We start from the raw sequence: 25,866 nt of genomic DNA, 5'->3' as shown, positions 1-25,866 counted from the left end.
GAGAAAGGGAGGAAAAAAGTGAGATTAAAGAATGTTATTGCACTGTTACTGTCTTTTTGTTTTACAGTAGGAATATTAGCGGGCTGCGGCGGTAATCAGGGGGATTCGCAGCAAGAAGACCAAGGTCACCAGGCACAGAAAACCGGTACCGATAAAAAGGCCATACTTGTTGTTAGTTTCGGGACAAGCTATAACGATACCAGGAAAGCGTGCATTGAAAGCGTAGAAAACAAAATTAAAGATACATTTCAAGACTACGAAATAAAAAGAGCATTTACATCAGAAATAATTATTAAAAAGCTAAAGGAACGGGATAATTTGGTTATTGATAACCCGGACCAGGCGCTCCAAAAGTTGAAGGATGAAGGTTTTACCCAGATTGTGGTTCAGCCCTTACATATCATTCCCGGGGTGGAATATGATGAAGTTCGTGCCGTGGTGGCAAAATATGAAAATGAATTTGACAATATAGTATTGGGCCGGCCGATACTGTACTCCAAAGGCGGGGAGGACATTCCCGATGACTATACCATAGCCGTGGAGGCATTTAAGCAGCAGCTGCCCGAATTAACAGATGATACGGCGGTGGTATTGATGGGGCATGGAACTCATCACCCGGCCAATGCAGCTTATGTATGCTTGCAGAGTGTTTTGGACGATATGGGACTAGCTGTTTACGTGGGGACCGTGGAAGGCTATCCGTCTCTGGATAACGTTAAGAAACGCTTGAAAAACAACCAAATTAAGAATGTCATCCTTATGCCCTACATGCTGGTAGCCGGTGACCATGCTCAGAATGATATGGCCGGAGACGAGGAAGACTCCTGGAAAACTCAGCTGAAAGAAGACGGTTATGTGGTGGATGTATATCTGCATGGATTAGGTGAGAACCCTGCCTACCAGGATATCTATGTTCAACATGTTCAAGATGCCATAGCAGCGGGAGAGTCTCATTAAACATCAAAGATTTCAACAGGCAAACAGTGTTGATGTTTGCCTGTTGAATTTGGAGGTGGCGTATGAAAAAGAATTTATTTTATATATTGATATTTACTTTTCTCCTTATCCTTTCAGGGTGTGCTGCTGACAAGGCAACGGACTCTTCGAATAACAACCTGGAAGGTACCATTAAAATTGTAGATGATTTGGGTAAAACTATCATCATGCAGGAGCCCGCCCGGAGAATTATTTCACTTTATTCAGCCCATACGGAGAACCTCTTTGCCCTTGGTCTGGATGATGAAATAATCGGAGTAGGCGGTACGGACAGTTATCCCCCTCGGGTAGTCACTAAAGATGTTTTTGACTACAGGTCGGACCCGGAGAAAGTAATAGCTGTTAATCCGGACATGGTACTGATCAGACCCTTTATTAACAGCAGCTGTCCCCATTTTGTACGGGCCTTGGAAAATGCCGGTATTAACGTGGTGTGTCTCTACCCGGACACATTTGATGATTTTATTCCATATATAAATAAACTTGCGCAATTAACGGGCAGGGAAAAGGAAGCTGAAAAACTTATCAATGATTTTAACCGGGAATTATGTGAGATTGAAAGCATTACCAACAAAATCAAGGACAAAAAAAGAGTTTTTTTTGAATCAACGGAGGTGGAATATCGTACTATTACTAATGACTGCATGGCTGCCAACGCAATAAGGATTGCGGGAGGTATAAACATTGCCTCGGATGCCCAACCCATCAAGGAAGGCAGCAGCATAGCAAGTTATAATCTGGAAAGAATACTCGACCGGGCGACAGAAATTGATGTATATGTAGCCCAGAAGGGATCGATGAATGCCGGGGGCACTCCCCATGCTATTAGAATAAGGCCTGGATTTGATACTATCAAGGCGGTGCGGGAAAATAAGATTTACAATATTGATGAAAAGCTGGTGTCCAGTCCAACCTTTAGGTTCGCTATTGGCGTGCATGAATTGGCCAGATTTTTTTACCCGGAGATATTTGATGATCTCTCCAAATTCAAGGATGAAGATGTGATAAGCAGACAGGAGTTAGCTGAAATAGCGGTAAAGTATAAACACAAACCTGTTTTTACGCCGAATTCGAATTATTACAAGGGAAAGAAAGAAGGGCACGTTTACGGTGGTTTTCAAGACGTTCCCGTTGATCACCCTTATTTCAATTATATTGAAACCGCCGTTTTGTCCGGTTACATTCAATGCGAAAATGAAAAATTTTATCCCGAAAAACAGGTTACCAGAGATGAGTTGGCCCATATGATTTTTATGTTATTTGATATTAAAGATAAGCCTAATTCCTTAGAAATAAAAGATATTAAGAATTGTAAAAACGCTGGAATTATACAAATGCTTTGTAATAACAACATAATGAGTTTGGATGAGCACTCGAACTTTAGACCCGAGTCACATGTTTCGGGTAATGATATTTTGGAGTACCTGGCAAGGGCGGAGCGGTTATACAACTAATTCGAAACAATCGTATATGCCTAACGAAACCGAGTTGACCTTTTATTTGGCTAAGTTCAAATTAAACCAAGGATTAAATCGTCTTTTGGCGATAAATCCTTGGTCTTTTTATTGCTTAGGAAAGTATATGCTACATTAATATTTTAAGTTATTAAAGTATTTTGTTTAGCCATCCACAAGGACGGTTTTATATATATGGGATACAAATAACCTAACTATTTATAACTCAACTTTCGCAGTTCAAAAATCAGTCTAACCCCTTACAAAATAAGAATTTAGGCCAACTTTTTTAAGCAAAAACAAACAGAAAACACGCCTTTTTTGGTAAAATGTAGTCACCACAACAACACACCAAGAAAGGATGTTTTCTGTGGCTATAATTTTACCAAAAAATGATAACAATGAACAGGCTAAATCTTATTCTGATCGGTTTATAAAGCAGGCAAAAATAGGAACCTTTTTGCACCAGGCGAATATCCGAAAAGAATCCGGTCTATCGCCATTGTTCCTTTTCCAATTTATCTTTTCCCTTGTATTTCAAGGGAAAAATCTTTATCGAACATTGGAGTCAGGTCGTATAGATAACGCTCCTTCCAAAGATGCGATATATCGTTTTCTAAACAGGCCTACATTCAATTGGCGGAAATTTCTTGTTACAATCAGCTCATTTCTCATCAAAACAAGACTTTTACCCCTGACATCAGAGGGCCGGGCTCGTGTATTGATTTTAGACGACTCTACTTATTCCAGAAACCGTAGTAAATCGGTTGAATTATTGTCCCGGGTTCACGATCATTCAACAAATCGGTATCTGAAAGGGTTTCGGATGCTGACCTTGGGTTGGTCTGATGGTGGAACCTTTCTGCCCCTTGCGTTCTCTCTGCTTAGCTCTGATAAAGAGAAAAATCGTTACCAGGGGCTAAATCAAAGGATTGACAAACGGACAGTTGGATACCGCCGTCGCAAAGAAGCTATTCAAAAATCCACAGAAACTATGTTCTCGCTTCTCGACCAAGTGAACCCTTTTCAACTTTGTGCGAGTACCCTGCTTTTTGATAGCTGGTTTGCCTTTCCAGTCGTAATCAAGCGGGTGCTGACAGAATACCATTTGCATGTTGTTTGTATGCTCAAGAATATGCACCGCGTTTATTACACCTATAATGGAAGCGAATATACATTGGGTCAACTTTACAAAGTTCTTCGCAAAAAACGCGGGCGGGCCAAGATTCTATCATCCGTCGTTGTCGGGCTTGGTAAGGCCCAAAACGGAAATGACGTTCTGGTAAAAATCATCTTCGTTCGAGACCGTAACCGCTCAAAAAAATGGTTGGCAATCTTAACAACAAACCTTGAGCTATCTGATGAAGAAGTTATCCGTATTTATGGCAAACGCTGGGAAATCGAGTGTTTCTTCAAAGTCACAAAGTCCCATTTGCATTTGGCAAAGGAATTCCAGTGCCGTAGTTATGATGCGCTTACTGCTCATACCACCATTGTCTTTGTGCGATATATCATGCTGGCTTTAAGTGCCAGAGAGGAGAAAGACCCCAAGACCCTTGGCGAGCTCTTTTATCTGTGTTGCGATGAAATTGAGGATATTCGCTTTACCGAAGCTGTTCTTTTAATCATAGATCTTTTCGCCTCATCATTTAGCAAGGAATTTCTTCTTTCTGAAGAACAAATTCAACATTTTTTGGATACGTTTTTCGAGCAATTACCTGCCTTTCTGAAAAGTTCGCTTCAGAAAAGAGCAGTTGCTTGATATTAATAATTCCAAAACGCTTGCATATTAAGAGCTTGAGCTTATTTTTAAGGTGCGAAAGTTGAGTTTATAAGTAAATACCTGTTTGTGATGTGTTAGAGGATAATAATTTTTCCTTAAATACTAGCTTTTGAATATTGCATCCTGGCGCTGATATTATGTTCATTGGTTCCCACCCACTATATGATACGCCCTTAGCTTGGCGCACGGACTGACCCCCTTTAGCTTACGGCTTCCCATCAAGCATTTGCTTTTTCAATTCCTCAATCTGGGTTTGCGTTAAGCCAGTTACTTTAGCAATAGTATCAACATCCATTTTAAGAAGTAGCAATTTTATTGCGATTTTCCTTTTTTCTTCTAATTTACCTTCTAATTTACCTTCTTTTTTAACCTCCTGGCTAAAAGGATGACTTTGCAACAATTCCTTTATTTTTGCCTTTTCTTGTTCGTTTGCCTGATTTAGCATTTTTAACAACACCTCCATTTCTTCAGTGGAGATCAGCTGGTTTTTTATTTTAAATTCCAAAAGATCGCGCCGATAGAGACTGGTCGGGTCTGCCAGGTGCTTTTTTATTAATGTCATCATAGCGTCAAGTCTTATTTTTTCTCTACCAGTTAAAAAAACCGCAAACATATAGGCTGTTTCTGGATCTTGCAGCTCTTTTAGCACCATTATTTGAACCGGTATTGATTCCCCTAGCACCCGGTAAATGCCAGGTGCCGGGTTACCTTTATGAACAGCTAATTCTCTTGTCTTGAAAATATTACCGCCTGTGCATATTATCATACTTAGCCGTTTCTAGGAATGGAGTATAGTAAATACGGTACCCTGGTTTCAGATGAGCAGTTAGCCGAGACGGAATAGGCGAAAATTTCTCTCAGCAGGGCGAGTACATCAAATGTCTAGCATTTTTGTTCAAAGTGGCTCAGCTGGCATTTCTTCTGCAGGCTGCAAAAATCACAGTGGGTCTTGCCCTTAAAATCGGGCAGGTTGTGCCCGGCCGCCAGCACCATGGCCATGGATTTGCGGGGCAGCATCAGATTTGATTCCGTTAAGTGCAGGCCGATTTGCTCCGCCGGCAAAAAGTAAAAAATAGTCTGCATATCCTTCAGGGATGGCCAGTACGAGTGACCGGGACCCAGGGGAAAGCTGATCTTAAAACCCGCTTGGCGGTAATGCTCCTCGATTTCGGGCAGTACCGCCAGGCTGCTTTTAACTATTAAAGCCGTTCCGGCCGCATCCAGGGCAAAGGCTTCCAGCATTTTTCCGGTTTTGCTGTAGTAAAGCTCACGATGATCCAATTCGCTTCCCATGGTCATGGCAAAAAGGATCAGCTTATCAGCCTTTCCCGCCACGGTGACCAAAAGAGGACTGGTTAACTTCCGGCCATCCTCCAAATAAAGCTCCCGCTCCCCGGCCCCCAGTATATCCACCTCCCGCCAGATAATGACGGGGCGGACCAGCAGGGCGGCCTCCTCCAGTATCTGCCGGTATAGTGCCACTGTGGCCGGGCGAGGAGGACGTTTTCTGTAATCGGCCCCCTGGGCCTGAAAAAGGTCCTCCACCCTGACACCAGGCGGGTTCATCTCCCAAATCTTCAGCTCTGTCATTGCTTTACTGCCACCTTTTTGCCTTTTTGTTGAGTTTTTGGGTTAAAATAAGTGTTGGCTGCAAAGATGCTGTTAAAGCCGGGGTAGCTGCCCAGCTCCACAAATTCAACAGACTCGGCTACTTGAGCCGCTCTGCGAAATTCACTGCTGGAAAGCAGGGCTAATTTGGCCCCGGTACCGGCGGCGTTGCCGATCATGGTGATTTTGCCTTCCAGTTCCGATGGGATCAGCCCGATTGCACAGGCGCTGTGGGGATTTAAATAGTTTCCGAAGGCTCCGGCCAGCAGCACTTCTTGAATATCGTCCAGCTCAACGCCCAGGGTTTGCATTAATACCCTGATACCCGCCGCTATGGCCCCCTTGGCCAGCTGCAGTTCCCTGATATCACCCTGGGTAACCGTCACCGGCCTGCCGTGGCCGGTTTTATCCGCACCCGCCAGCACAAATGCCGGCTGGCCCTCGTGCTCTACAATACAATCTTTAAATCTGGCCGCTTCAGCGGTTAACTGCCCCGGGGGCAATAGTTTACCCCGCTTGTTAATCATACCCAGCTCCAGCAGCCCGGCCACTGTATCCAGCAGAGCGGAACCGCAGATGCCCAGGGGTCGGCCCCCGCCAATCACCGTATAGGCCAGGTTGTCCTCAAATTGCACATGGTCAATGGCCCCGGCGGCACCCCGCATGCCGCTGCTTATCTGGGCCCCCTCAAAGGCAGGCCCGGCCGCGGCGGAGCAGGCCACCATCCTTTCCCCGGAGCCCAGGGCAATCTCCCCGTTGGTGCCGATATCTATCACCAGCTTGATACCGGTGCTCCGGTCCGTTTCGGCGGCCAGGAGCACCGCTGTGGTGTCCGCCCCCACAAAGCCCGCGATATTAGGCAGCACAAAAATTTTACCCGCCGGGTTAATGTCGATACCCAGCTCAGCGGCGCCGGCCACCACGGGCTCGCTGACGGCCGCGACATAGGGTGCTACGGCAATATTACCGGGGTTGATGCCAAGAAATAGATGGTGCATGCAGGTGTTGGCCGCGACGGATACCCCATAAATCTGCTCTTTGCCGGCACCGGCTTTTTCTAACGCTTCCCCAATCAGTTTATTGATGGCTCCCAGCACAGCGGCATGCAGTTTTTCCAGCCCGCCCTCCTCCCGGTTGGCAAAGGTGATGCGGGAGATTACGTCAGCGCCAAACCTGGTTTGCGGGTTGAGGGTGGATACAGCACAAAGCTCCCGGCCGGAATACAGGTCCAGCAGGTACCCCACTATGGTGGTGGTGCCGATATCAAAGGCCATGCCCAGCATGGCCGGTGTGGTGTCGTGTTCCTCAAGACCCTCGATTTTGGAGCCGTACATTACCACAGTAACGCCGTGGCCCGCCCTGCGAATGGTTTCCGGCAGCCGGCGCAGCAGGGCGACCGGTATTTCTAAACGGGCGGAGTTGTAGCCCTGACCGGCCAGGCTGTCTTTGAGGCGATGCCAGTCCGAACGCTGGGCCTCCAATGAAGGTTCAGCCACCTGGACAAATATTTTTTTCAAGTGCGGCTCAATCCGGCATGTCCTTTCCCCTGAGGCCATTAAAATATTGTGCTGCAGCCGTTCGGGCAGCTCCACGGTCATATGGCCGTGTACTCTGGCTGCACAAGCCAGGCGGATGCCCCTATCCAGTTCCATAGGTTCCAGTATTTCCTTTTCGGTGGCGGTGGGATCACCGGCCCCCGCCGGCACCCGCACCCGGCATTTGCCGCACTTGCCCTGGCCGCCGCAGGGGAAATCAAAGTTAATGCCGGCCTGGTCCATGGCTTCCATAATGGTGCTGCCTTCCTGCACTTCCATGGCCTGATCCCCCGGTTGAAAAATCACTTGATAACTTTTCAAGTTAATTCCCCCATTTTTATACGTCCTCCACTTATACGTCTTCTGTATATCGTCTTCTGTTTTACCGTTCTATTTTATATATTTTCCGCGTTAAAAGTTTTCGATGGTTACAAGGTCAAATGAAACAAGCTGTAAACTAAAAAACTAAACTGCACCTGTTGATGCAGCTTGGTAACGTTTATTGACTGGCTCCTTGCAGCTTGATATAGTCTCCCCGGTAGTAAGTGATCCCCAGTCCCATGGGTTTGTTTTCACTGTTGTAAAGTTTCTGCTCCACCACCAGCAAGGCCAGCTCATGGTAAATATTTAAATGCTTTTTGATATCCTCATCCGGTACCGCAGCATATATGGACAGCTCTTTGCGCAGCGCCAGCAAGGGGACACTGCTGGACAGCATTTCGGGGAATGTGGCATGGGCGATTTCCTTTTCCACGATGGGCATCCCTTTTTGATAAAGCAGGTATTTTACGTCATAGGCCACGGGGGTGCCGTCGGTATAAAAAAGCCTGCGGATCAGGATCACATTTTTATTCCTGGTAATCTGCAGCTCGCCGGCCAGTTTTTCATCGGGCATAATTATGCTGACTTCAAGCAGTTTGGTTTTATCCACGCTGTTTATGGAGTTGTTCATTTCGTCGTAACATATCGTGTATTTGTTGAGTTCAGGTTGTTGGACAAAGTTACCCTTGCCCGGAATGGAATAAATGTACCCCTCGTTGACTAAAATGGCCAGTCCCTTTCTTACGGTCATGCGGCTGGCCCCGTATTCTTCACCCAAGGCCTTTTCCGATGGGATGGCATCGCCCGGTTTCAGCACGCCATTGCTGATCTTATCTTTAATATCTTCAACTATCCTTAAATAAACCGGGCTAACCATTGGCTGATTCCCCCATCCAGGCCTGGCATATCTTTACCCCCACCGAGGCATCGCCGGCAAAGTCATCCGCTCCGATATACCGGCAGGCTTCCCGGGTGAGGTGGTGGCCGCCCACAATGATCTTCACCCGATCCCTGAGCCCGGCTTCTTCAAAGGCAGCCACTACTTCTTTCATTGTTTCTACGGTATAAGTTAATACACCGCTCAGCCCCAGGATATCCGGCTTGTATTCATCGACTTTTTTGACAAACACTTCCTTGGGGACATCCACCCCCAGGTCGATAACCTCGAAGCCATTGGCTTCCAACATACCCCTGAAAATATCTTTGCCGATATCATGGATGTCTCCCTTGACGGTGCCCAAAACAACTTTGCCTTTTTTGTTTAAATGCCTGGCATGGAAATGAGCAGTCATTTGATCCAGTTCCAGCACCTGCCTGAAAATAAGGCCGGCCATAATTAAATCGGCGATATAATATTCTTTGCTTTCGTAAAGTTTACCCACCCGGTTCATACCTTCGTTGACCAGGTCCAGCAGGTACAGCGGGTCCATGCCGCCATTGAGCATTTCGCCGGCTAGGGCCAGCACTTTTTCTTCGTCCAGCTGCTCCACCAGTTTAATCAATAACTGCTCTTTTTTACCCGAGCCTTCCATTTACTTCGCCCCCCGAAACCACGATATCTCTGTACCTTTAACTTCGGTCTGACTTCGGAAAAATAATTGCGACCTCAAACCCCTCAGGTTATCTCTATACCCGGTATTATCGTAAAAACTGTATAGACCCGCTTCAGATGCCTGACGCTCGGCTATGAGATGTCCGGTATCTACCCGGCAAGTTGTCCGGCATTAAAAGGGCAAATATTGTTAGCCCGCTATGTGCCAGTGGGTATTAGCCCAGGAGATATTAGCCCGGTGGTTTATACCCCGCCCTGTATAGCCTGGCGAACCGGCACAGCCTGCGCCAAGCCAAAATGGCTGATATCCACTGTCCCCCCTTTGGGGATCACGCAAAAGTCCTGCTCATACGGTCCTGTGAGTAGTTGCTTCAAAAACCAGAGGCCGCCTTCGGCCACCACGGTTTGCAGTCCGGTGTTTTGGGCCAGTTCCTGCACTTTGTCCAGGCAGCCCCGCACATGATAAGCTCCGGTATCGATAAGCATAAAATAACGATAGTGTTTAAGCATTACATCAAATAGCCTGCGGGCCCTTGTTTCACCATAACGCTTTAAGGCGTGCTCATACTCCACAAAGATGCTTTTAGAACCTTCCATCCAACCCTTGGTCAGAAAATAGGTCTCTTTGGGACGTATAAATGCTTCACCGGGCCTGCTGAGCACCATAGAAATACAGTCTTCTGTTTTGGGAATAATCAAATTGGCACTAGTAGCCTTTAAACCCACCAACCCGGAACCACAGCAGCCATAGGCAAATAATACGTTGTGTACCCCGTCCAGCCCATCTATCTCCCGCTGCAATTTAGCCCTTAACTGGTTGGGGTCGTTATGATAATCAGATTCCACCCAGATCACCGGATACCGAACCCCGGTTTGCTGCATGGCCAGATTCAATTCATCACTTAATGTTTGGCAGGCAATAATTACATCGCTCATAAAATCATCCTCGCGTATGACATGGGGACTAGGACAGCGTACCCTGCGCCTTTTAGGACGTGACATGGGTGACATGGGGACGTTTCGTTTGACTCACTCCGCGTACGTTTGCGACACAGGGACGTTTCGGTTGTCTTACTCTACGGCCGTTCACTATGAAACGGGTAAAACGATCTAAAACGGGTGACACGGGGTGATACGAGGAGGTTTTCATCGTCTTATTGTGCGACCTTTCATGCGTTTCGCGGGATTGAACTATTCCCATGGCTCCTCTAACACCGCTCCCCTTACACTGTATCACTGTAGTTTTAATAAGGAAGGCGGTTCTCCCAGTATAGAACGGCGTACCCGACGCCTTTTATAGATAGGTATATACAACCATATACTAAGTGTATCTTAGAATTAGGATGGTTTTTTGTCAACAGGGATGTTCGTTAGTACTACAGTATAATTTGGCTTATGCCACGTTCGCTACGCCACGGTAGCCTAATGCTACGGGGGTAGTTCCACTCATATGAATGACCGCTACCCTGAGTTGAAAAGAGCCTGCTGCCAAGCAGCCCTGGGGCTAAAGAGCTAACACTACAATGTAAATCAAGGTTTAATTAAAGTTATCCAGCCATATCTAAGGTTTTATGGTCATCGAAAGGTTCAGTTGTCTTCAGGGTAAGACAACTGAAACGTCCCCATGTCACACCCATGTCACATGGCTTCGGCTAAATCAGCACCAACCTTGGCCTGTGATTTGGCGCCCAACTCGGGTAACAGCAATACCACCACACTCACCAGGAAAAAGCATAAACTGCCCAGGGCGAAGAACAGGGTGTAATTTTGACCCGCTAGCGGTGTAATTATAAATGATGGTATGCAGACTCCGCCAACCACCTGCAGGGTACCGATAATCCCCCCGGCACTCCCGGCATAAACAGGTCCTATTTCCGGCAGCAGCATGGGGAAGGACATTAAGATGGGCGCGCACATGCCCAACATGATACCGAGCAAAGCAAACAGCGCCGGCATGACTATCCCCTGGGGTGCCAGCCACGCCAGAATTCCGGCCGCCGCCCCCAGAACCGCCACCAGTGCTAAAAAAGGCCTTAATTTGCCCGTGCGCCGGGAGATAACCGGCCCCAAAATACTGCCCACAACTGTGCCGAAGGTGACTATGGAAGCCATAAAGCCGGCTGCGGCCGGCCTAAGGCCTTGTTCACTGTGCAGCGCATTGGGCAGGAACCCGGAAAAGGCCATGGAGGAGCCCATAAAGAACATCAACGCCACGCCCACCAGCCAGACGTTTTTACTCCCGGCAGCTACACCAATATATTTAGTCACCGGCATAACGGGCAGATCGGGGGCCCCCTCGGGTTTGGCTTTAATAAACAGCATCCACAGCAGCCAGATTACCAGCATGGCTATCCCTGCAGCAATAAATGCGCTTTTGGTGCTGGGAAACAACGCTGTGGTGGCTAAAGCAATTCCCATACCCACACCGGTGGCTGAGAAATAGATGCCCATGGCCATGCCCATCTGTGCTTTGGAAAACCATGCCCCCAGCAGCTTGGGTGCATTGGCATTTAAAAAGCCGGGACAAATACCGGCCAAAAACATCAGGATGAATAATTGAAGAAAGTTTTCCGCTGAAAAGCGAAAAAACGTCCCGACTATGGAGAAAACAAATCCTACGGCAACTACTCTTTTAACGCCCCACCGGTCCGCCAGGGCGCCTGCCGGAAAGCTGAAGAATAAGCCGGCCAGCATGGGAGCTGTAAGAACCATTCCATACTGCCCGGAGGTTAGCTTAAAGTCAGGAATGATTTGGTAGGCCAGTGCTGCCACTTGAAACTGGGCAATAAGCGCGACACACATGGTAGACCACATGATAAGCAAAATTACCCAGCGGTATGGCAATGACGAAAGTTTTGCGCATTCACTCATAGTTTTTGTTCAACCCTATTCATTATTTATTTGGACAGTTAACGAACTGTTTTTACCTGTACTACTCCGGACGAATCCGCGACGCAGCTAAAGGCTGAAAGTAATGCGGTGGGACAGTATCCGTGGCCACTGTGGTATGCCCTGAGCGCTGCGAAGGGCAGTAGGAAAGGCGATAGAAGCGTCCCGAACGAAAGGTACCAAACGAAAAGTAAGACAAAGGAAACGTCCCCATGTCACCCATGTCACTTCCAGCGCATGAAGCTTTCGCCGCCTTGATGGGTGCCAGGTGTTAAAAGTTGATGTGCCACTACCCGAAGACAATTTTCATATCTCCTGCAATCGTTTTCAACTTTCAACCTTTCAACACCCGGCACCTAAGCAAGATTACAGCAGCAGATATATTACAAATTCAAACATCATATCTTCGTAGCTTTGCATTTTAGGAGCCATTGCCTCTGCTTGCTTGGCATCTATTTCCGGGTGCTGGGCTTTATATTCTTCCCATGATTTGCAATACTTGGTATTTAATTTAACACTCATCGAATATCCCCCCCCTAATAATTAGCATTAGCAGCCACGTAATCCAGCACTGCCCGGGCGTTTTCCACGTTAATGCTGTCCAGCGTAACCGGAACTTTATCAAAGTCAAAGAAATACTTGCCGCCCGGTGCCAGTATATCGATAAGATCCTTAGCTTTATCAATACACTGCTGTTTGGTCCCGGTTTTTAAAAGTGATGTGGGGTAGAAGCCCGATATAATATGTTTTTTACCGAGCTTTTCCTTAACCAGTTTGGGATCACCGTACTCAAACCTCATGATGGTATTCTCCGGCAGTTCATACAGATGATCAAGATAACGCATCCAGTCCTGCTCAACAAAAAGGTTTGACGGGTAGCCCGCTTCGGCCAGTGCCTCAACCAATTTCTTAAAGGTTGGCCAGTAGAACCTTTCAAAATCCGAAGTGCGCATGAACGGTGCCATGTGCAGTGGTATAAAGACAGCGTTATATTTGGATGGCGGAACCGGCGGTAGGCCTTTTTTAATCATAATGGGGGTGGCGGCCTCAGCGGCTGCTTCCACTTTATCCGGCATCCTTCTGATATCAGTGGAAATTCCTTTAAAACCCCTCAGCTGGTCAGCCACAAAATCCAGGGGAGCCTCGGTAAACCCGGCAAAAAAGTTCACTCTGCCGTAACCGTACTTTTCAATCAACCTTCCGTAAGTTGCCTGAGCATTGCCCATTTCATCAAAGAAAGCCTTAAAAGCCTTGGCCATGGTCATTGCCCTGGTATTGGCATCGGTATTCAGCTCTGTATATATACGGGGTAGTATCTTTTCCACTATGCAATCATAAGGGTTGGCAATAAAATCATCGTAATCTTCCCGGGTCATACCTTCAATCTCCGGGTGCTGCAAAAAGCCGCTGGAACCCATGACAAAGTTCCTTGCACCCAACAGCTTATAGAAGGAAGGGAATCTAAAGGCGTTGACCGGCAGCAAATCCGAGAAAAAGTCCTGGCATACTTTATCAAATGTTTCCTCCAGGTGAGAGGTATCCCACTGAGCTTCGGTCAAATCTTTTTCTGCATATTTAATGGCAAACTCAATAGGAAAACCCATGGCTACAGGTACTCTTTTGGGGATTTTCCCATCTATCAAATCATGAAATAATTCAGTTCTCTCCCGGGCCAGCGCATTGGTATCGGTCATATTAGTTCACCCACCTTTAATAATTTTTTACGTTTTTGGCCAATCACCCGACATGTTTAATTATCCCTTTATTTAGAATATTTTTTGTCTTTGTATGCGCCGGGCTGATGGAATTATTCAACACCAGTGTTACTAAAAATCATCTACTGCCACCCATGCTGGGGCATATTAGAATAATACAGAGAGAGAATAAGCCCTCCCTGTATTATTCTTTACTAAAGTCCATTAAAGATTAACCATGCACCCATACTCTATATACCTTAAGTGGCCATCTTAAGCCCCAAAGGTTTTTTTAAACACATAAAAACATAATAAATTTGAACAAGTTTTCCTCATAGTCCTGCATTTTAGCGGCCATAGCTTGCTCCTGTTTTTCATCTATCTCGGGATGCTCCGCCTTGTACTCCCCCCAGGTTTTATAATATTTGGTCTTCACAGTTATTCACTCCTTAATAATCGGTGTTTGCGGCTACATATTCATACACCGCCTGCAAGTTTTCGGGCTTGATACTATCCAGGGTAATCAGCACTTTATCGAAGCCAAAAATATACCCGCCCCCTGGTGCTAGAATATCCACTAGCTCTTTGGCTTTATCAATACACTGTTGTTTATTCCCTGTTTTTAGTAAAGTTTGCGGATAAAAACCAGTGACAATATGTTTTCCCCCAAGTTTTTCTTTAGCAAGCCGGGGGTCTCCATCTTCAAAGAACATCACAGTTCTTTCCGGAAGTTCAGCCAAATAGTCAATATAACGCATCCAGTTTTGTTCACAATAAATGAATGCTTGAAAACCAGCTTCCGCCAATTCTTCAACCTGTTTCTTAAATCCCGGCCAATAAAACCTGGCAAAGTCCTTCTCGCGCATGAACGGTGCCATATGCAAGGGAATAAAAGTACATGTGTTTTTTGCGTGGAAAGACTGCATGCCCATTTTAGTTACTAAAGGGGTTAGCGCATTAACGGCCGCTTCCACTTTATCGGGAACCCTTCTGATATCAAGAGAAATGCCTTTAAATCCCCTTAATTGATCCGCTAGGAAATCAAGCGGTGCCTCACAAATCGTGCCGAATAAATTAACATCGGCATAGCCGTATTTTTCTTTTAATCTGGCCGTTTGCATGGCTTGTGTACCGAATTCATCATTATAAACTTTAAACGCTTTGGCCAGTGCAAAAGCCTTGGTAGGTGAATCTAAAGCAAGTTCACTGTATAACCTGGGAAGAACTTTTTCTACAATACAATTGTAAGGTGAGGCAATAAGATCATCATACTCTTCCGCTGATAAACCTTCAATTTCAGGATGCTGAATAAAACCACCTGAACCCATTATCCAGTTTTTAGACCCCAGCATTCTATAAATTGATGGATACCTGACCGCATGCACCGGTACATTATCTGTCACAAAGTCCTGACACACCTTATCGACTACTTCCTCAAAGGCGCCAGAATCCCACTGCGCTTCCGCTAAATCCCTACCCGCATATTGTATGGCAAATTCTTGTTGAATAAAGGCGTAGATGGGTACTCTTTTAGGCACTTTACCTTCCAGTACATCCGAAAACAATTGTGTCCTTTCCCGGGCCAGCGCCTTGGTATCGATCATGCTAACTCACCCACCCTTGACACATTTTAACTCCTTCGGCAGCGTTGGTTGTAAATGCGTCTGCGCCAATCATTTGACATGCTTGTTCCGTAACAGGGTTACCGCCTATAATTACTTTTACTTGATCGCGAAGTCCCGCTTCTTTAAGCGCGTCCACCGTGTTTTTCATGGAATCCAAGGCCAGTGTAAGCACACCGCTCATACCCAGTATTTCCGGCTTAATTTCTTTAACTTTTTCTACAAATGTGCTGGCCGGCACATCAATGCCCAGGTCATATACTTCAAAGCCGGCTGCTTCCGACATGCTCTTGAAAATATTTTTACCAATGTCATGCAAATCGCCCTCCACTGTAGCCAGGACAATTTTACCTGCTTTACCGTTGCTTTCTCCACCCATGACCGTTTTTAAGATTTCGAGAGCAGAGTTTAATAATTCCCCGGCAAATATTAAATCACCCACGAAATATTCTTTGGCGTCAAACAAGTCGCCTACAACAGCCATGCCTTTTTGGCAGGCGCTAACCACAGCTTCAGTTTCTTCGCTGCCGGGATTAGTAGCGACAAATTCCTTTAACATGTCTAATACCTTGGGCTCGTCCAAATCTCCTACCGCTTTGGTTAATACTTGCACGTCCAGCATAAAATGTGTCCTCCTTTTAATGTTTGTTCGAGAAGCTATCGCTCCTCGCGATAACAGCTCATGACTCCGCCAACCTTCCGGTAAAAGCTTGTCCTAAATCAATTGGTTTAGTTTTGGCCGCCTCTGTCCGGGCCGATTTTATTCTTTCGGTAGGCATTGGAGAAGTTCCGGCAGTACCGATCACGACCCAGTAATGCCTCAGTGGCTAAAAGGGTGGTTAAAATATCCCTGTTGCAGGGGTCCAAGATAGCTGAATCCATGCCCGCATAAGTGGCAATGGTTAAAAAATGCTGGTTGACGATTTTTCTAAGGGGCATACCAAAAGAAATATTGCTTAAACCTGAAGTTACTTTAATGGCAGGATACAGTTCTTTAACTGCTTTTAATGTCTCGATGAAGTTTAAAAGGGACTGGTTATCAGCCGATATAGCCATTACCAGCGGGTCGATATGGATTCTGTCGGGAGTTATGTCATACTGTTGGGCCTTTTGCACCATTATTTTAGTTATTTCAACTCTGGTTTGCACGTCGGAAGGGATACCTTTTTGATCACAGGTCAAGGCAATCACTTGCCACCGGGTACCCTGGATCATGGGGTAGATGACCTCGCACTTATCTCCTTCTTCAGACACAGAATTAATAATACCGGGTGCTTTGGCGTACTTAAAAACCTGCTCTATTGCCCTGGGGTTGGGGCTGTCAATACACAGCGGTGTATCAACGGCATCCTGTACAATATCCATCAGCCATTTTAAAGTTTGAACTTCAAACTCCGGCGCTGTGCTGGCACACACGTCAATATAGTCCGCACCTGCCTCAACTTGCTTGACAGCCAAGTCGCGAATAAATTGCTCATCCTTATTTTCGATGGCCTTTTTTACGCCCGGGATGGTTCCGTTGATTTTTTCCCCGATGATAATCAATTTGAGAACTCCCCTCCTAAAGTTTGACTGGAAACTGATCTCTACACGTATATACATGTGTATTTATATATATACTATCATTTATGATTGTTTTGTCAACAGTTAATTATCTGACAAAGAAAAGCGCCTTAAAACATGGCGCTTTCAGTTGGTTAATCGTTAGGTTAGGTTAGCTATCAAATGACATTCATTTTCTTTGCCTCGAAGCGCAACTCATCTCGGAAATCAGGATGAGCAATGTTAATCAGCGCCAAGGCCCTTCCCCGCATGGACTTATAACGAAGTTCGGCAACTCCGTACTCAGTCACCACATGATCAACATAGTTCATACCGGTAGTCACAATGGCTCCAGGAGTCAATCTGGGAACAATCTTGGATATAGTACCGCCTTTTGCCGTAGATTTCATGACGATAAACCCTTTACCGTCCGGGCATTTGGTAACACCCCTGGCAAAATCCGACTGACCTCCACTTCCCCCCCAGATTTTGGTTCCGATGCTTTCAGAGCAGCATTGTCCAAATATATCAACTTCAATAGTAGCGTTAATACTGACCATTTTACGATTCTGGGCAATAATGTGCTGGTCATTAGTATAGTCCACCGGAAGGAGTTCAATAGATGGATGATTATTAATATATTTAAAAAATCTCTTGGTGCCTTCGACTATAGTGCAAACAACCTTGCCCTTATGAATTGTTTTTTTGCTCCCGTTTACCGCCCCGCTCTCCAGTAAACCCACAAGGTAGTCAGAAATAAGTTCAGTATGTATACCAAGATCCTTCTTATGTTCCAGGAACTTGCATACCGCAGCGGGAATGCCGCCTATACCGATTTGAAGAGTAGAACCTTCGTCAATGAGATCAACTATATAGGAACCGATCTTTTCATCCAATTCAGTTACCTGTGGAGGTTGCAGCTCATACAACTCCGCATTGCTCTCTACAATAAGATCCACCTGGGAGACATGGATTTTGTTATAACCACCGGTCCAGGGCATATTGGGGTTAACTTCTACAATAATTTTCTTGGCCACTTCAATAGCAGCGAGAGTATAGTCGCAACCCAGACCATAGCACATATATCCATATTCGTCTATTGGAGTCGCGCTGAGCATCAGTACATCCACATGGTTAGTTTGCCTGATCATACGGGGTATGTCACTGAAATTTGACGGAACATAGCTTGCATATCCATCGTGAACTAAATTTCTTATAGCATCTGTAACAAAAAGTGACTCTATAAAAATATGAGGTGCAAAGGATGGTTCTACATAACGGTGCTTGCGCCTGGTCAAGAATTGCCTGACAACCACATTTTCCAGCTCTTCTTTACGATCGGCTAAAGCCTCCCAGAGGATACAAGGCTCATTACCCTCCGATGGTGTATAAATCAGGTCACCAGATTTAATTACCTTAACTGCTTCTGCCGGGGAAACCAGTTTCTGATCATACATTTCATTTACATTCAACATACTCTACCTCCCAGAATTTAACCTTTATATTGCCATGGTCCTTACAATTACCCACAGCTTACCCCTCTCATCAACAACAAACTTCTCCGGCCACGCCTTTGCAAGCACCGGCAATACCGCATCGAGCAGCCTTACATACCGCAACATTCATCCTTTTAACGCTTTAATAAATATTCAAAAAAGTGCAAAAGGTGGTCCTATGTACAGTCCTTGCTCTGCGAATGGCCGTTTTTATGGCCCGAATGGTCAGATATACATGTTGAACGGTAAACATTTTTATTAGCCGGCGCATTTAACCGTTTAAGGGACAAAAAAACCGATGCCTGGAGGCATCGGTTTCATTAAAATTGGCTCGTGCTATAAAGTTGTGCCATATCAACAAAGATTAAGAAATTTCGATTAAATATCTAAACTTGTGGTCCATTGCTGCACCGATTTTATATTATAGCGGGCTAGTTTGCGCACTACACTTGACTGGGCGATACCCAGGGCCCGGGCTGCCTTCCTGGTGGTCTTGTGCCTGTTCATAGCCATCTCCAGAAGATCCTTTTCCAGCATCTCCTGGGCATCTTTAAGAGGAAGTAAACCGTTTACAACCACAGGCTTCAGCGGTCGTTTAGGGCTGCGGTTAAGCTGCTCGGCCACTTGTTGAACGGAAATTGTATTACCTTCGCACAATATAACCAGCCGCTCAATAACATTTTTCAATTCCCTGACATTGCCCGGCCACCGGTATTCTTCCAGCATGTCCAGCGCCCCCGGCTCAAGACGCTTCTCAACCTGGTATTTCTCTTTAATGGAGTTTAAAAAATGCATCACCAGCGGAATAATATCCTCCCGGCGCTGCCTCAGGGAAGGCACATTGATGGGAACCACGTTGATCCGATAAAAAAGATCCTCACGGAAAGTTCCCCGGCATACACATTCCCATAAATCTTTATTGGTTGCCGCTATTACCCTGACATTAAGCTTGATGGTTTTGGTGCCGCCCAAGCGGTAAAATTCTTGCTCCTGCAGTACCCGGAGCAGTTTCACCTGTAGATTGACGGGCATCTCGGCAATTTCATCCAGCATGATGGATCCTTTATTGGCCAGTTCAAGCAAGCCTGTTTTCCCCTGTTTTCTTGCATCTGTAAAAGCGCCCGCCTCATAGCCAAAAAGCTCGGCCTCCAGTAGATTTTCAGGTATGGCGCCGCAATTGACTTGAATAAAGTTACCCTTTGATCTTGCACTAACGTTGTGAATTATCTGGGCCACAACTTCTTTCCCCGCTCCGGACTCGCCCGTAATAAGTATTGTGCTGTCTGTTTGGGCAACCCTGATGGAGGTGTCTAAAACTTTCAGCATTTCTTTACTTTCGGCAATAACTGTTTCATGCCGTATTTTTTCTTTGAGCAGCTGGGATAACTCCGCATGGTAAAGAGCGGTCTTCATCTGGGACTCTCTTAACTTTTCCTTGAACTGATTCAATTCGGTGATATCCCGCAAATTGGTTATCATCCAGGCAACGCTGCCGTCATCGTTGTAAACCGGGCTGGCGGTCACCAATACTTCTTTTTTACTGGGGTTGATATATTGAAAAGCGGTTACCGTACGGCCCTCCCGGAGGGCCTTGGCGGTTACCGACTCAAACTTGAAAATCCCATTTCTAACCAAGTCCTCTATAGGCTTACCCACAAAATAAGAGTCGTCCAAACCAGTCAGGCGGGCCAGTGCCTTATTTATTCTAACCACTTTGCTCGTGGCATCCGTTACCATAATGCCGTCAAAGGAAGAACCAAAGACGGTATCCAGTCGATTGCAAAGCTGGCGCACGCTTTCCAGTTCCGAGGACACACGCTCCAGTTCAGTAATGTCCTGAAACACCGCAACTGCTCCCACCAGCTTGTTTTCCGTGAGGAGAGGCGTATGATTGGAGACCATAGTTCGCCCGTTAACTTTAATTTTAAGACTGTATTCCGGTTGGCCGGTAGCAATTACCCGGGATAGGGTACACTGGCCCACGTCGATTACTTTCAGCAATTTTTTGCCGATAACATCCTCCGGATTTATACTTAGCAGGTGTCCGGCTGCTTTATTGCATACTGTAATTACACCACCGGTATCAATGGCCAGTATGCCATTGTGGACGCAATCCAGTATTTCTTCAGTGTGGCCATGGACCGGGCTGGCAGTGACATAATCCTGTAAATTCACTGATATTTCCACCTTTTTCTAGTATTTGAGGCACTGGCTAAACACTTATTAAACGTTGGATTATGTTGCGGCAAATTATTGTTGTTGATGTTAATTTATTGTATAATTAGATTTTACATATGTCAGTGCTTAATTTAATTAACTAAAGGTGGAATTATGGGCTAACCTAAAAGTATTACCTGGTGGGTACCCCATCCTTGTATATAAAAAGACCGATATAAATTTTCTGGCATTGAATATATATAACGAATTGTTAGTACTTTTATAGAACAATACCATATGCTACGGCTTAAAACCGGGATTTTTTCAAACTTGATAGCCTCGTTTCTCGTTGTCGCAATGTATTTGTAAAGGCTCCATTGTTCAAAGCTTTTGTCGTCTTGGCAGGTGCCAGGTGTTGAAAGCTGAAAATTGACTTTCAACACCTGGCACCACCTCACCGTCGAAATGAAACTGTAGTGTTAAAGTCAAAACTGTCTTTTATAACTTACCTGCCCTTATATTGCGGAGGTCTCTTCTCGGCAAATGCTACGCGGCCTTCAATCCTGTCCTCGGTGTCCCGGAGTATTCCCCAGAGCAGGTTTTCATAGGCCATACCTTGTCTGAGGGGCAGATCGGCGCCAATAACAACTGCCTGCTTGGCCGCTTTTACTGATAGTGGAGCATTATTGGCAATTTTGTTGGCCATTTGTTTGGCGTAGTCTAAAAGCTGATCGGGTTCTACAACATCACTAATCAGGCCGATCCGGTATGCTTCCTCAGCACTAATACGTTCGGCTGTTAAAAGCATCTTCATGGCAATGGCCGATGATATGGCACGGAGCAGGCGTTGTGTGCCGCCTAGGCCGGGAAGGCTGCCTACTTTAACTTCCGATAAGCCAAAGGAAGCCTTTGAGGATGCTATGCGGATATCGCAGGCAAGGGCCATTTCCAGACCGCCGCCGATGGCATAGCCGTTGATGGCACAGATGATTGGTTTCCACATTTCCATTGATGCAATTAAACTTTCAGATTCAAAATATGTGGAAGCATAATTCTCCTTGGGGGGCATGGTTTTCTTCATATCCGAGCCTGTACAGAAGGATTTTTCCCCGGCCCCGGTTAAAACCGTTACACGGATTTCCGGATCGGTTTTTATATCGTGCCAAATTTGTTGTAGTTCATCCCAGGATTCAGGATCCAAGGCGTTTAATGCCTCCGGCCGGTTTAAGGTAACAATGGCCACATGACCTTCTTTTTCAAAAAGTACGCCCACTCTTCATTCCCCTTCCTTTAGATTTATTAACTAATTTTAAAATTAGACTACCTCTCGAGTGCAAATGTATCATAGACCTTGTTTTTCTTGGTTAATTCCCTAGCCACCAGCCAGCGGTGTATCTCGGACGGACCTTCTACTATACGAAGAATACGTACCAGTCTGTAAATGTATTCAATGGGCATTTCCTTGCTAAGGCCTAGTCCGCCATGCACTTGAATTGCCCGGTCCGCTATACGGGTAAGCATCTCGGTACAAAATACCTTGACCATGGCTGCTTCCAAACGCAAATCTTTAATCCCCTGGTCCGCTTTCCAGGCAGCATGATAAACCATCAACCGCGCGGCATGCAGATCCATCGTTGAATTAGTTATCCACCATTGCACAGCCTGGCGATCAGCCAGGGGCTTGCCGAATGTTGTCCTAATATTGGCCTGTTCAATCATTAGCTTAATTAGTCTATCCGCCATTCCGCAGCAGCGGGCCCCCAGCTCCATACGGCGCACGCCAAAGCGGTTCTGCAGTGGGATAAAAGCCTGCCCAACCTCACCCAGTACCTGGCTTTCATCCAGTTCCACATTATCGTAAACAAGCTCATAGGATACCATTTCTCCGATAACCGGAATATTGCGGACAACAGTCAGGCCGGGTGTGTCCTTATCCACCAGGAAGGCTGTAAAACCGCCCCTTTTGCCCTTTTCCCTATCCGATACCGCAATGGTGATGAAGAAATCGGCCTTATGGGCAAAACTGATGAACATTTTGCTGCCGTTTAATACCCACTTATCTCCCCGGCGGTCGGCGCGCAATTGGATACCGCCGGCGTCGGTGCCCGCGTTGGGCTCGGTCATAGCCAGGGCGGATATTTTTTCTCCCCGAGCATAGGGCAAGAGGTATTTTTCATATTGCTGCTCATTGCAGCAGGACAGTAAATAATTCAGGTTCGGTGCATCGGGAGGAAGCGTCAAAGGAACAATGGAACGGTTCATCTCCTCCACCACAATGACCTTGGCCAGGTAGCCCAGTTCCTGCCCCCCGAATTTCTCCGGGACGTCGATACCCCATAGGCCTAATTCATTTGTTTTTTCCAGCAGCCTCTTTTCATCTTCGGGGGGAATGACGGGCGTGTCCGACAGACCTCTTTCCGCTTCCCGGTTGATAATGGTTTGTTCCAGTGGAAACATTTCTTTTTCGGTAAACTTGCGCACCATCTGTTTTAGCATTACATACTCTTCAGGTAAGGAAAAATCCATAGGTGCTCCCCCTTATGTTAAAAGTAACCCGGTAAATATGGTTTTTTATTATTATTACAGCGAAAATTACTTATTGAGCCATTACCCCTGATCGTCTTCATTTTCAACTTTCAACCTTTCAACACCTGGCACCATCGCTGTAGTGTTATGCAAACACTTGATCAGCTTCTAATTGCTTATACTCCCGGTCGTCCATATTTAAAAATTCCTTCATTACTTCCTCAGTATGCTGGCCCAGTAAAGGCGCGGCTGTTTTGTACTGGGCAGGCGTTTTGGACATGTGGACTGGACAACCGTTATACGCGCTTACCCCTATTTCCGGGTGGTCCAGGTAAACCCAGTGGCCCCTTGCTTGCATCTGCGGGTCTTCCAACATATCCTTGGCATTTAGCACCATGCCGGCCCGCACTCCGCTGCCGGCCAATTTTTGCATCAGTTCATGGCCGTCTTGCCCACTGGTCCATTTTTCAATCATGCTGTCCAGCTGATCCTGGTTGGCCATCCGCCCTTCTTTGGTGGCGAATTTGGGGTCATTGGCCCACGCCGGATTACCCATTACATTTTTCAGGGACTCCCATTCGCTGTCATTGTATACGGCTATGCCGATCCACCTTTTATCGCCCGATGTCCGGTAAACCCCGTGGGGTGCCGCATTGAGATGCCTGTTGCCGATGCGGCTTTGTTCACGGCCGTTGACGGCATAATCCATGACCGCAACCGGTTTCATGCAAATCGCTGCTTCCGACTGCGGGATTTCAATAAATTGCCCTTTACCGGTTTTATTGCGGTGTCTGAACGCCGCCATAAGGGCAAAAATTGTATGGGTCGGCACTGCAACGTGGTCGGAGTAGTTTGTTCCCGTACCGAAAGGAGGCTGGTCGGGAAAACCGCTCAGGTGGTTGAAACCGACCAGGGCGTTAAGCGTGGCCCCGAATCCCATGTAAGAGCTGTGCGGACCGGATGATCCTTGCATTGACATGGTGACAAATATGATATCTGGCTTAATCTTTTTAACGTCTTCGTAGCCCAACTTCCATTTTTCCATAACCCCTGGTCTGAAGTTATTAATTACCAGATCGCTCTTTTCAATTATCCGGGCTGCGACATCACGGGCTTTAGGGTGTTTCATATTTAAAGAGATACTTTGTTTATTGGGGTTGCGGTTGCTGAAATAGCCGCTTCGATCTACCCCGGGTATGCCGTCTTTAAATGGTCCCGTCATCCGCAGTATTTCAGGCTTGCTTTTTGTTTCAATCTTAATCACCTTGGCACCATATTCGCTCAAGAACCGGGTGGCTATGGGACCGGCTCCTACCCAGGTAAAGTCGGCTACAATAATTCCATCAAGCGGCATCTTCTTTGACAACCACTACACCCCCTTTCACCAGCACTGCTATTTGATCAGGTGTATACCCCAATTCCTGCAGAATCTCACTGGTGTGCTGCCCGAAAACCGGAGCCGGTTTACTCAGCTCCCACTTCATCTCAGTCATATCATAAGCAGGACCGGGATAATGGATCTCGCCCCCCAGTGCTTCATGGTACATTGTTTTGAAAAATTTCCGGTATTGCAGTTGGGGATTGTTGTAAACATCCTTGGGGCTGCTCACGGGGAAAACACAGCATTTGCGGCGCTGGCTTTCCTCATATAAAAACAGCTTATCTTTATTCATTAGGAAAGGTTCAACGATTTTCTTGAATGTTTCTACCGATTCCTCTTTGCGGCGATACAGCGGGTCCAACCATTCATCGCCCCTTAGAACTTCAGCGCCTTCAATTTTATCTTCGATCAGCCAATCAACGAAGGGATCCCACAGGTAGCGGTTTTTACCCATGGCCGCCATTACAAAGACATACCCGTCCCAACAGGGATATGTACCATATCCGGCTTCCGCACCGATTAAGCTCCTGCGGATTATACCTTCCAGGTCATAGTATTGCACCGCGTTTTCCAGGGCGGTGGATACGCTCTCCTGCATGGAAACATCCAGAAACTGTCCTTCTCCGGTTGCTTCAGCATGATACAGGGCGATGATACTTCCCATTGCCGCATACAGTGAACCCATCATATATGCTTGATCGCCGTATGCCCGGGAGGGTTTTTCATCATCTTTGCCGGCCAGGTATAAAAAGCCACCCATAGCCATGCATACCAGATCCGACTGCGGAAAATCTTTATACGGGCCATCCTGCCCAAAGGGGGTTATGGCTACATGAACAAGCTTTGGGTTTACAGCGCTTAATTGACTGTAGCCCAGCCCCAGTTGATCAAGGCAACCGGGGCGTTCGTTCTCGATAAGGATGTCGGCTGTTTTTACCAGTTTAAGAAATATTTCCTTACCTTCCTCGGTGGTTATATCCAGGACCATACCTCTTTTGTTGGTGTTAAAGTACTGATATTCAAGACTTCCTTCGGTACTGGGCACATCTTTGTAAAAAGGTTGATATGCTCTGGCCGGATCACCTTGAGGCGGTTCGATATGAATCACATCGGCGCCTAGATCTGCAAACATTTTTCCGGCACAGCTGCCAACTTCTCCGGCCAATTCCAGTACCCGTACATCCGCGAGTGGACTTGTTTTTGATTCCATACTGTTTCTTTACCTCCTCTCTCACCTGCCGGGTGGTTCTATCGCGGCAGGCCAAGAGTTCCTGCTTACCGGTAACTTAGAGCAGCTGCCGGTATCCTTT

24 protein-coding genes are annotated in these 25,866 nt (G+C 46.4%); 3 read left to right on the top strand and 21 right to left on the bottom strand.

Annotated features, from left to right (window positions below; genetic code table 11):
• Positions 1–18: 18 nt before the first annotated feature.
• From DESGI_RS03265 to DESGI_RS03255, 3 genes are all read left to right on the top strand, one after another.
• Positions 19–957 carry a sirohydrochlorin cobaltochelatase gene (locus DESGI_RS03265; RefSeq protein WP_006520892.1) on the top strand — a complete coding sequence of 313 codons (939 nt, stop codon included), beginning with the start codon at positions 19–21 and terminating at the stop codon, positions 955–957.
• Between the two features lie 62 nt (positions 958–1,019).
• Positions 1,020–2,450: an ABC transporter substrate-binding protein gene (locus DESGI_RS03260; protein WP_006520891.1), complete on the top strand. Its 1,431-nt coding sequence runs from the start codon at positions 1,020–1,022 to the stop codon at positions 2,448–2,450.
• Positions 2,451–2,820: 370 nt separating this feature from the next.
• On the top strand, positions 2,821–4,212 hold the full coding sequence (locus tag DESGI_RS03255; protein ID WP_006520890.1) for an IS4 family transposase: 1,392 nt from the start codon (positions 2,821–2,823) through the stop codon (positions 4,210–4,212).
• Positions 4,213–4,438: 226 nt separating this feature from the next.
• Here DESGI_RS03255 and DESGI_RS03250 read toward each other — a convergent pair whose 3' ends face one another.
• From DESGI_RS03250 to DESGI_RS03165, 21 genes are all read right to left on the bottom strand, one after another.
• A complete protein-coding gene (locus tag DESGI_RS03250; RefSeq protein WP_006520889.1) occupies positions 4,439–4,999 on the bottom strand; it encodes an Rpn/YhgA-type helix-turn-helix domain-containing protein in 561 nt (186 codons plus the stop codon).
• Between the two features lie 116 nt (positions 5,000–5,115).
• Positions 5,116–5,823, bottom strand: coding sequence for a hypothetical protein (locus tag DESGI_RS03245; RefSeq protein WP_006520888.1), 708 nt, complete (start codon positions 5,821–5,823; stop codon positions 5,116–5,118).
• Entirely contained in the window at positions 5,820–7,697 is a 1,878-nt protein-coding gene (locus DESGI_RS03240; protein WP_006520887.1) for an ASKHA domain-containing protein, read from the bottom strand. The genes DESGI_RS03245 and DESGI_RS03240 overlap by 4 nt, the downstream gene beginning before the upstream one ends.
• A gap of 178 nt (positions 7,698–7,875) precedes the next feature.
• Positions 7,876–8,574, bottom strand: a complete 699-nt coding sequence (locus DESGI_RS03235) for a GntR family transcriptional regulator (RefSeq protein WP_006520886.1) — start codon at positions 8,572–8,574, stop codon at positions 7,876–7,878.
• On the bottom strand, positions 8,567–9,229 hold the full coding sequence (locus DESGI_RS03230; protein WP_006520885.1) for a cobalamin B12-binding domain-containing protein: 663 nt from the start codon (positions 9,227–9,229) through the stop codon (positions 8,567–8,569). The genes DESGI_RS03235 and DESGI_RS03230 overlap by 8 nt, the downstream gene beginning before the upstream one ends.
• A 263-nt stretch (positions 9,230–9,492) precedes the next feature.
• A complete protein-coding gene (locus DESGI_RS03225; protein ID WP_006520884.1) occupies positions 9,493–10,185 on the bottom strand; it encodes a DUF1638 domain-containing protein in 693 nt (230 codons plus the stop codon).
• A 702-nt stretch (positions 10,186–10,887) separates the two neighbouring features.
• The gene (locus DESGI_RS03220) at positions 10,888–12,120 is read right to left on the bottom strand and encodes an MFS transporter (protein WP_006520883.1); all 1,233 of its coding nucleotides are present in this window, start codon (positions 12,118–12,120) and stop codon (positions 10,888–10,890) included.
• 87 nt (positions 12,121–12,207) lie between these two features.
• A complete protein-coding gene (locus DESGI_RS24300) occupies positions 12,208–12,441 on the bottom strand; it encodes a hypothetical protein (RefSeq protein ID WP_157872712.1) in 234 nt (77 codons plus the stop codon).
• Between the two features lie 63 nt (positions 12,442–12,504).
• A complete protein-coding gene (locus DESGI_RS25145; RefSeq protein WP_006520882.1) occupies positions 12,505–12,660 on the bottom strand; it encodes a hypothetical protein in 156 nt (51 codons plus the stop codon).
• Positions 12,661–12,674: 14 nt separating this feature from the next.
• Positions 12,675–13,832 (bottom strand): uroporphyrinogen decarboxylase family protein, encoded by a 1,158-nt coding sequence (locus DESGI_RS03215; protein WP_006520881.1) that lies wholly within the window; start codon positions 13,830–13,832, stop codon positions 12,675–12,677.
• Between the two features lie 292 nt (positions 13,833–14,124).
• Positions 14,125–14,268, bottom strand: coding sequence for a hypothetical protein (locus tag DESGI_RS25140; RefSeq protein ID WP_006520880.1), 144 nt, complete (start codon positions 14,266–14,268; stop codon positions 14,125–14,127).
• Between the two features lie 13 nt (positions 14,269–14,281).
• A complete protein-coding gene (locus tag DESGI_RS03210) occupies positions 14,282–15,436 on the bottom strand; it encodes a uroporphyrinogen decarboxylase family protein (RefSeq protein ID WP_006520879.1) in 1,155 nt (384 codons plus the stop codon).
• A 1-nt stretch (position 15,437) separates the two neighbouring features.
• The gene (locus DESGI_RS03205) at positions 15,438–16,076 is read right to left on the bottom strand and encodes a cobalamin B12-binding domain-containing protein (protein ID WP_006520878.1); all 639 of its coding nucleotides are present in this window, start codon (positions 16,074–16,076) and stop codon (positions 15,438–15,440) included.
• A gap of 107 nt (positions 16,077–16,183) precedes the next feature.
• A complete protein-coding gene (locus DESGI_RS03200) occupies positions 16,184–16,999 on the bottom strand; it encodes a methyltetrahydrofolate cobalamin methyltransferase (protein ID WP_006520877.1) in 816 nt (271 codons plus the stop codon).
• 176 nt (positions 17,000–17,175) lie between these two features.
• Positions 17,176–18,471, bottom strand: coding sequence for an acetyl-CoA hydrolase/transferase family protein (locus DESGI_RS03195; RefSeq protein ID WP_006520876.1), 1,296 nt, complete (start codon positions 18,469–18,471; stop codon positions 17,176–17,178).
• A gap of 24 nt (positions 18,472–18,495) precedes the next feature.
• Complete coding sequence (locus DESGI_RS25995; RefSeq protein ID WP_281168082.1) at positions 18,496–18,618, bottom strand: hypothetical protein; 123 nt, start codon at positions 18,616–18,618, stop codon at positions 18,496–18,498.
• Positions 18,619–18,870: 252 nt separating this feature from the next.
• On the bottom strand, positions 18,871–20,667 hold the full coding sequence (locus tag DESGI_RS03190; protein ID WP_006520875.1) for a sigma 54-interacting transcriptional regulator: 1,797 nt from the start codon (positions 20,665–20,667) through the stop codon (positions 18,871–18,873).
• Between the two features lie 487 nt (positions 20,668–21,154).
• A complete protein-coding gene (locus DESGI_RS03180) occupies positions 21,155–21,922 on the bottom strand; it encodes an enoyl-CoA hydratase/isomerase family protein (protein WP_006520874.1) in 768 nt (255 codons plus the stop codon).
• Positions 21,923–21,969: 47 nt separating this feature from the next.
• Positions 21,970–23,175, bottom strand: a complete 1,206-nt coding sequence (locus DESGI_RS03175; RefSeq protein WP_006520873.1) for an acyl-CoA dehydrogenase family protein — start codon at positions 23,173–23,175, stop codon at positions 21,970–21,972.
• A gap of 145 nt (positions 23,176–23,320) precedes the next feature.
• The gene (locus DESGI_RS03170) at positions 23,321–24,541 is read right to left on the bottom strand and encodes a CaiB/BaiF CoA transferase family protein (protein WP_006520872.1); all 1,221 of its coding nucleotides are present in this window, start codon (positions 24,539–24,541) and stop codon (positions 23,321–23,323) included.
• Entirely contained in the window at positions 24,519–25,766 is a 1,248-nt protein-coding gene (locus DESGI_RS03165) for a CaiB/BaiF CoA transferase family protein (RefSeq protein ID WP_006520871.1), read from the bottom strand. Before DESGI_RS03165 ends, DESGI_RS03170 begins: the two co-directional genes overlap by 23 nt.
• Between the last annotated feature and the right edge of the window lie 100 nt (positions 25,767–25,866).

This window comes from Desulfoscipio gibsoniae DSM 7213, assembly GCF_000233715.2.
Taxonomy (GTDB): Bacteria; Bacillota; Desulfotomaculia; order Desulfotomaculales; family Desulfallaceae; genus Sporotomaculum; species Sporotomaculum gibsoniae.
The sequence above is the reverse complement of the archived record's forward strand: the minus strand, read 5'-3'. Positions and strand labels throughout refer to the sequence as shown.

Bases quoted from the DNA above. Each gene is read 5' to 3' on its own strand.
- DESGI_RS03260 (WP_006520891.1), top strand. From the start codon at position 1,020: ATGAAAAAGAATTTATTTTATATATTGATATTTACTTTTCTCCTTATC.
- DESGI_RS03250 (WP_006520889.1), bottom strand. From the start codon at position 4,999: ATGATAATATGCACAGGCGGTAATATTTTCAAGACAAGAGAATTAGCT.
- DESGI_RS03245 (WP_006520888.1), bottom strand. From the start codon at position 5,823: ATGACAGAGCTGAAGATTTGGGAGATGAACCCGCCTGGTGTCAGGGTG.
- DESGI_RS03235 (WP_006520886.1), bottom strand. From the start codon at position 8,574: ATGGTTAGCCCGGTTTATTTAAGGATAGTTGAAGATATTAAAGATAAG.
- DESGI_RS03230 (WP_006520885.1), bottom strand. From the start codon at position 9,229: ATGGAAGGCTCGGGTAAAAAAGAGCAGTTATTGATTAAACTGGTGGAG.
- DESGI_RS03225 (WP_006520884.1), bottom strand. From the start codon at position 10,185: ATGAGCGATGTAATTATTGCCTGCCAAACATTAAGTGATGAATTGAAT.
- DESGI_RS03220 (WP_006520883.1), bottom strand. From the start codon at position 12,120: ATGAGTGAATGCGCAAAACTTTCGTCATTGCCATACCGCTGGGTAATT.
- DESGI_RS25145 (WP_006520882.1), bottom strand. From the start codon at position 12,660: ATGAGTGTTAAATTAAATACCAAGTATTGCAAATCATGGGAAGAATAT.
- DESGI_RS03215 (WP_006520881.1), bottom strand. From the start codon at position 13,832: ATGACCGATACCAATGCGCTGGCCCGGGAGAGAACTGAATTATTTCAT.
- DESGI_RS03210 (WP_006520879.1), bottom strand. From the start codon at position 15,436: ATGATCGATACCAAGGCGCTGGCCCGGGAAAGGACACAATTGTTTTCG.
- DESGI_RS03205 (WP_006520878.1), bottom strand. From the start codon at position 16,076: ATGCTGGACGTGCAAGTATTAACCAAAGCGGTAGGAGATTTGGACGAG.
- DESGI_RS03195 (WP_006520876.1), bottom strand. From the start codon at position 18,471: ATGTTGAATGTAAATGAAATGTATGATCAGAAACTGGTTTCCCCGGCA.
- DESGI_RS25995 (WP_281168082.1), bottom strand. From the start codon at position 18,618: ATGTTGCGGTATGTAAGGCTGCTCGATGCGGTATTGCCGGTGCTTGCA.
- DESGI_RS03175 (WP_006520873.1), bottom strand. From the start codon at position 23,175: ATGGATTTTTCCTTACCTGAAGAGTATGTAATGCTAAAACAGATGGTG.
- DESGI_RS03165 (WP_006520871.1), bottom strand. From the start codon at position 25,766: ATGGAATCAAAAACAAGTCCACTCGCGGATGTACGGGTACTGGAATTG.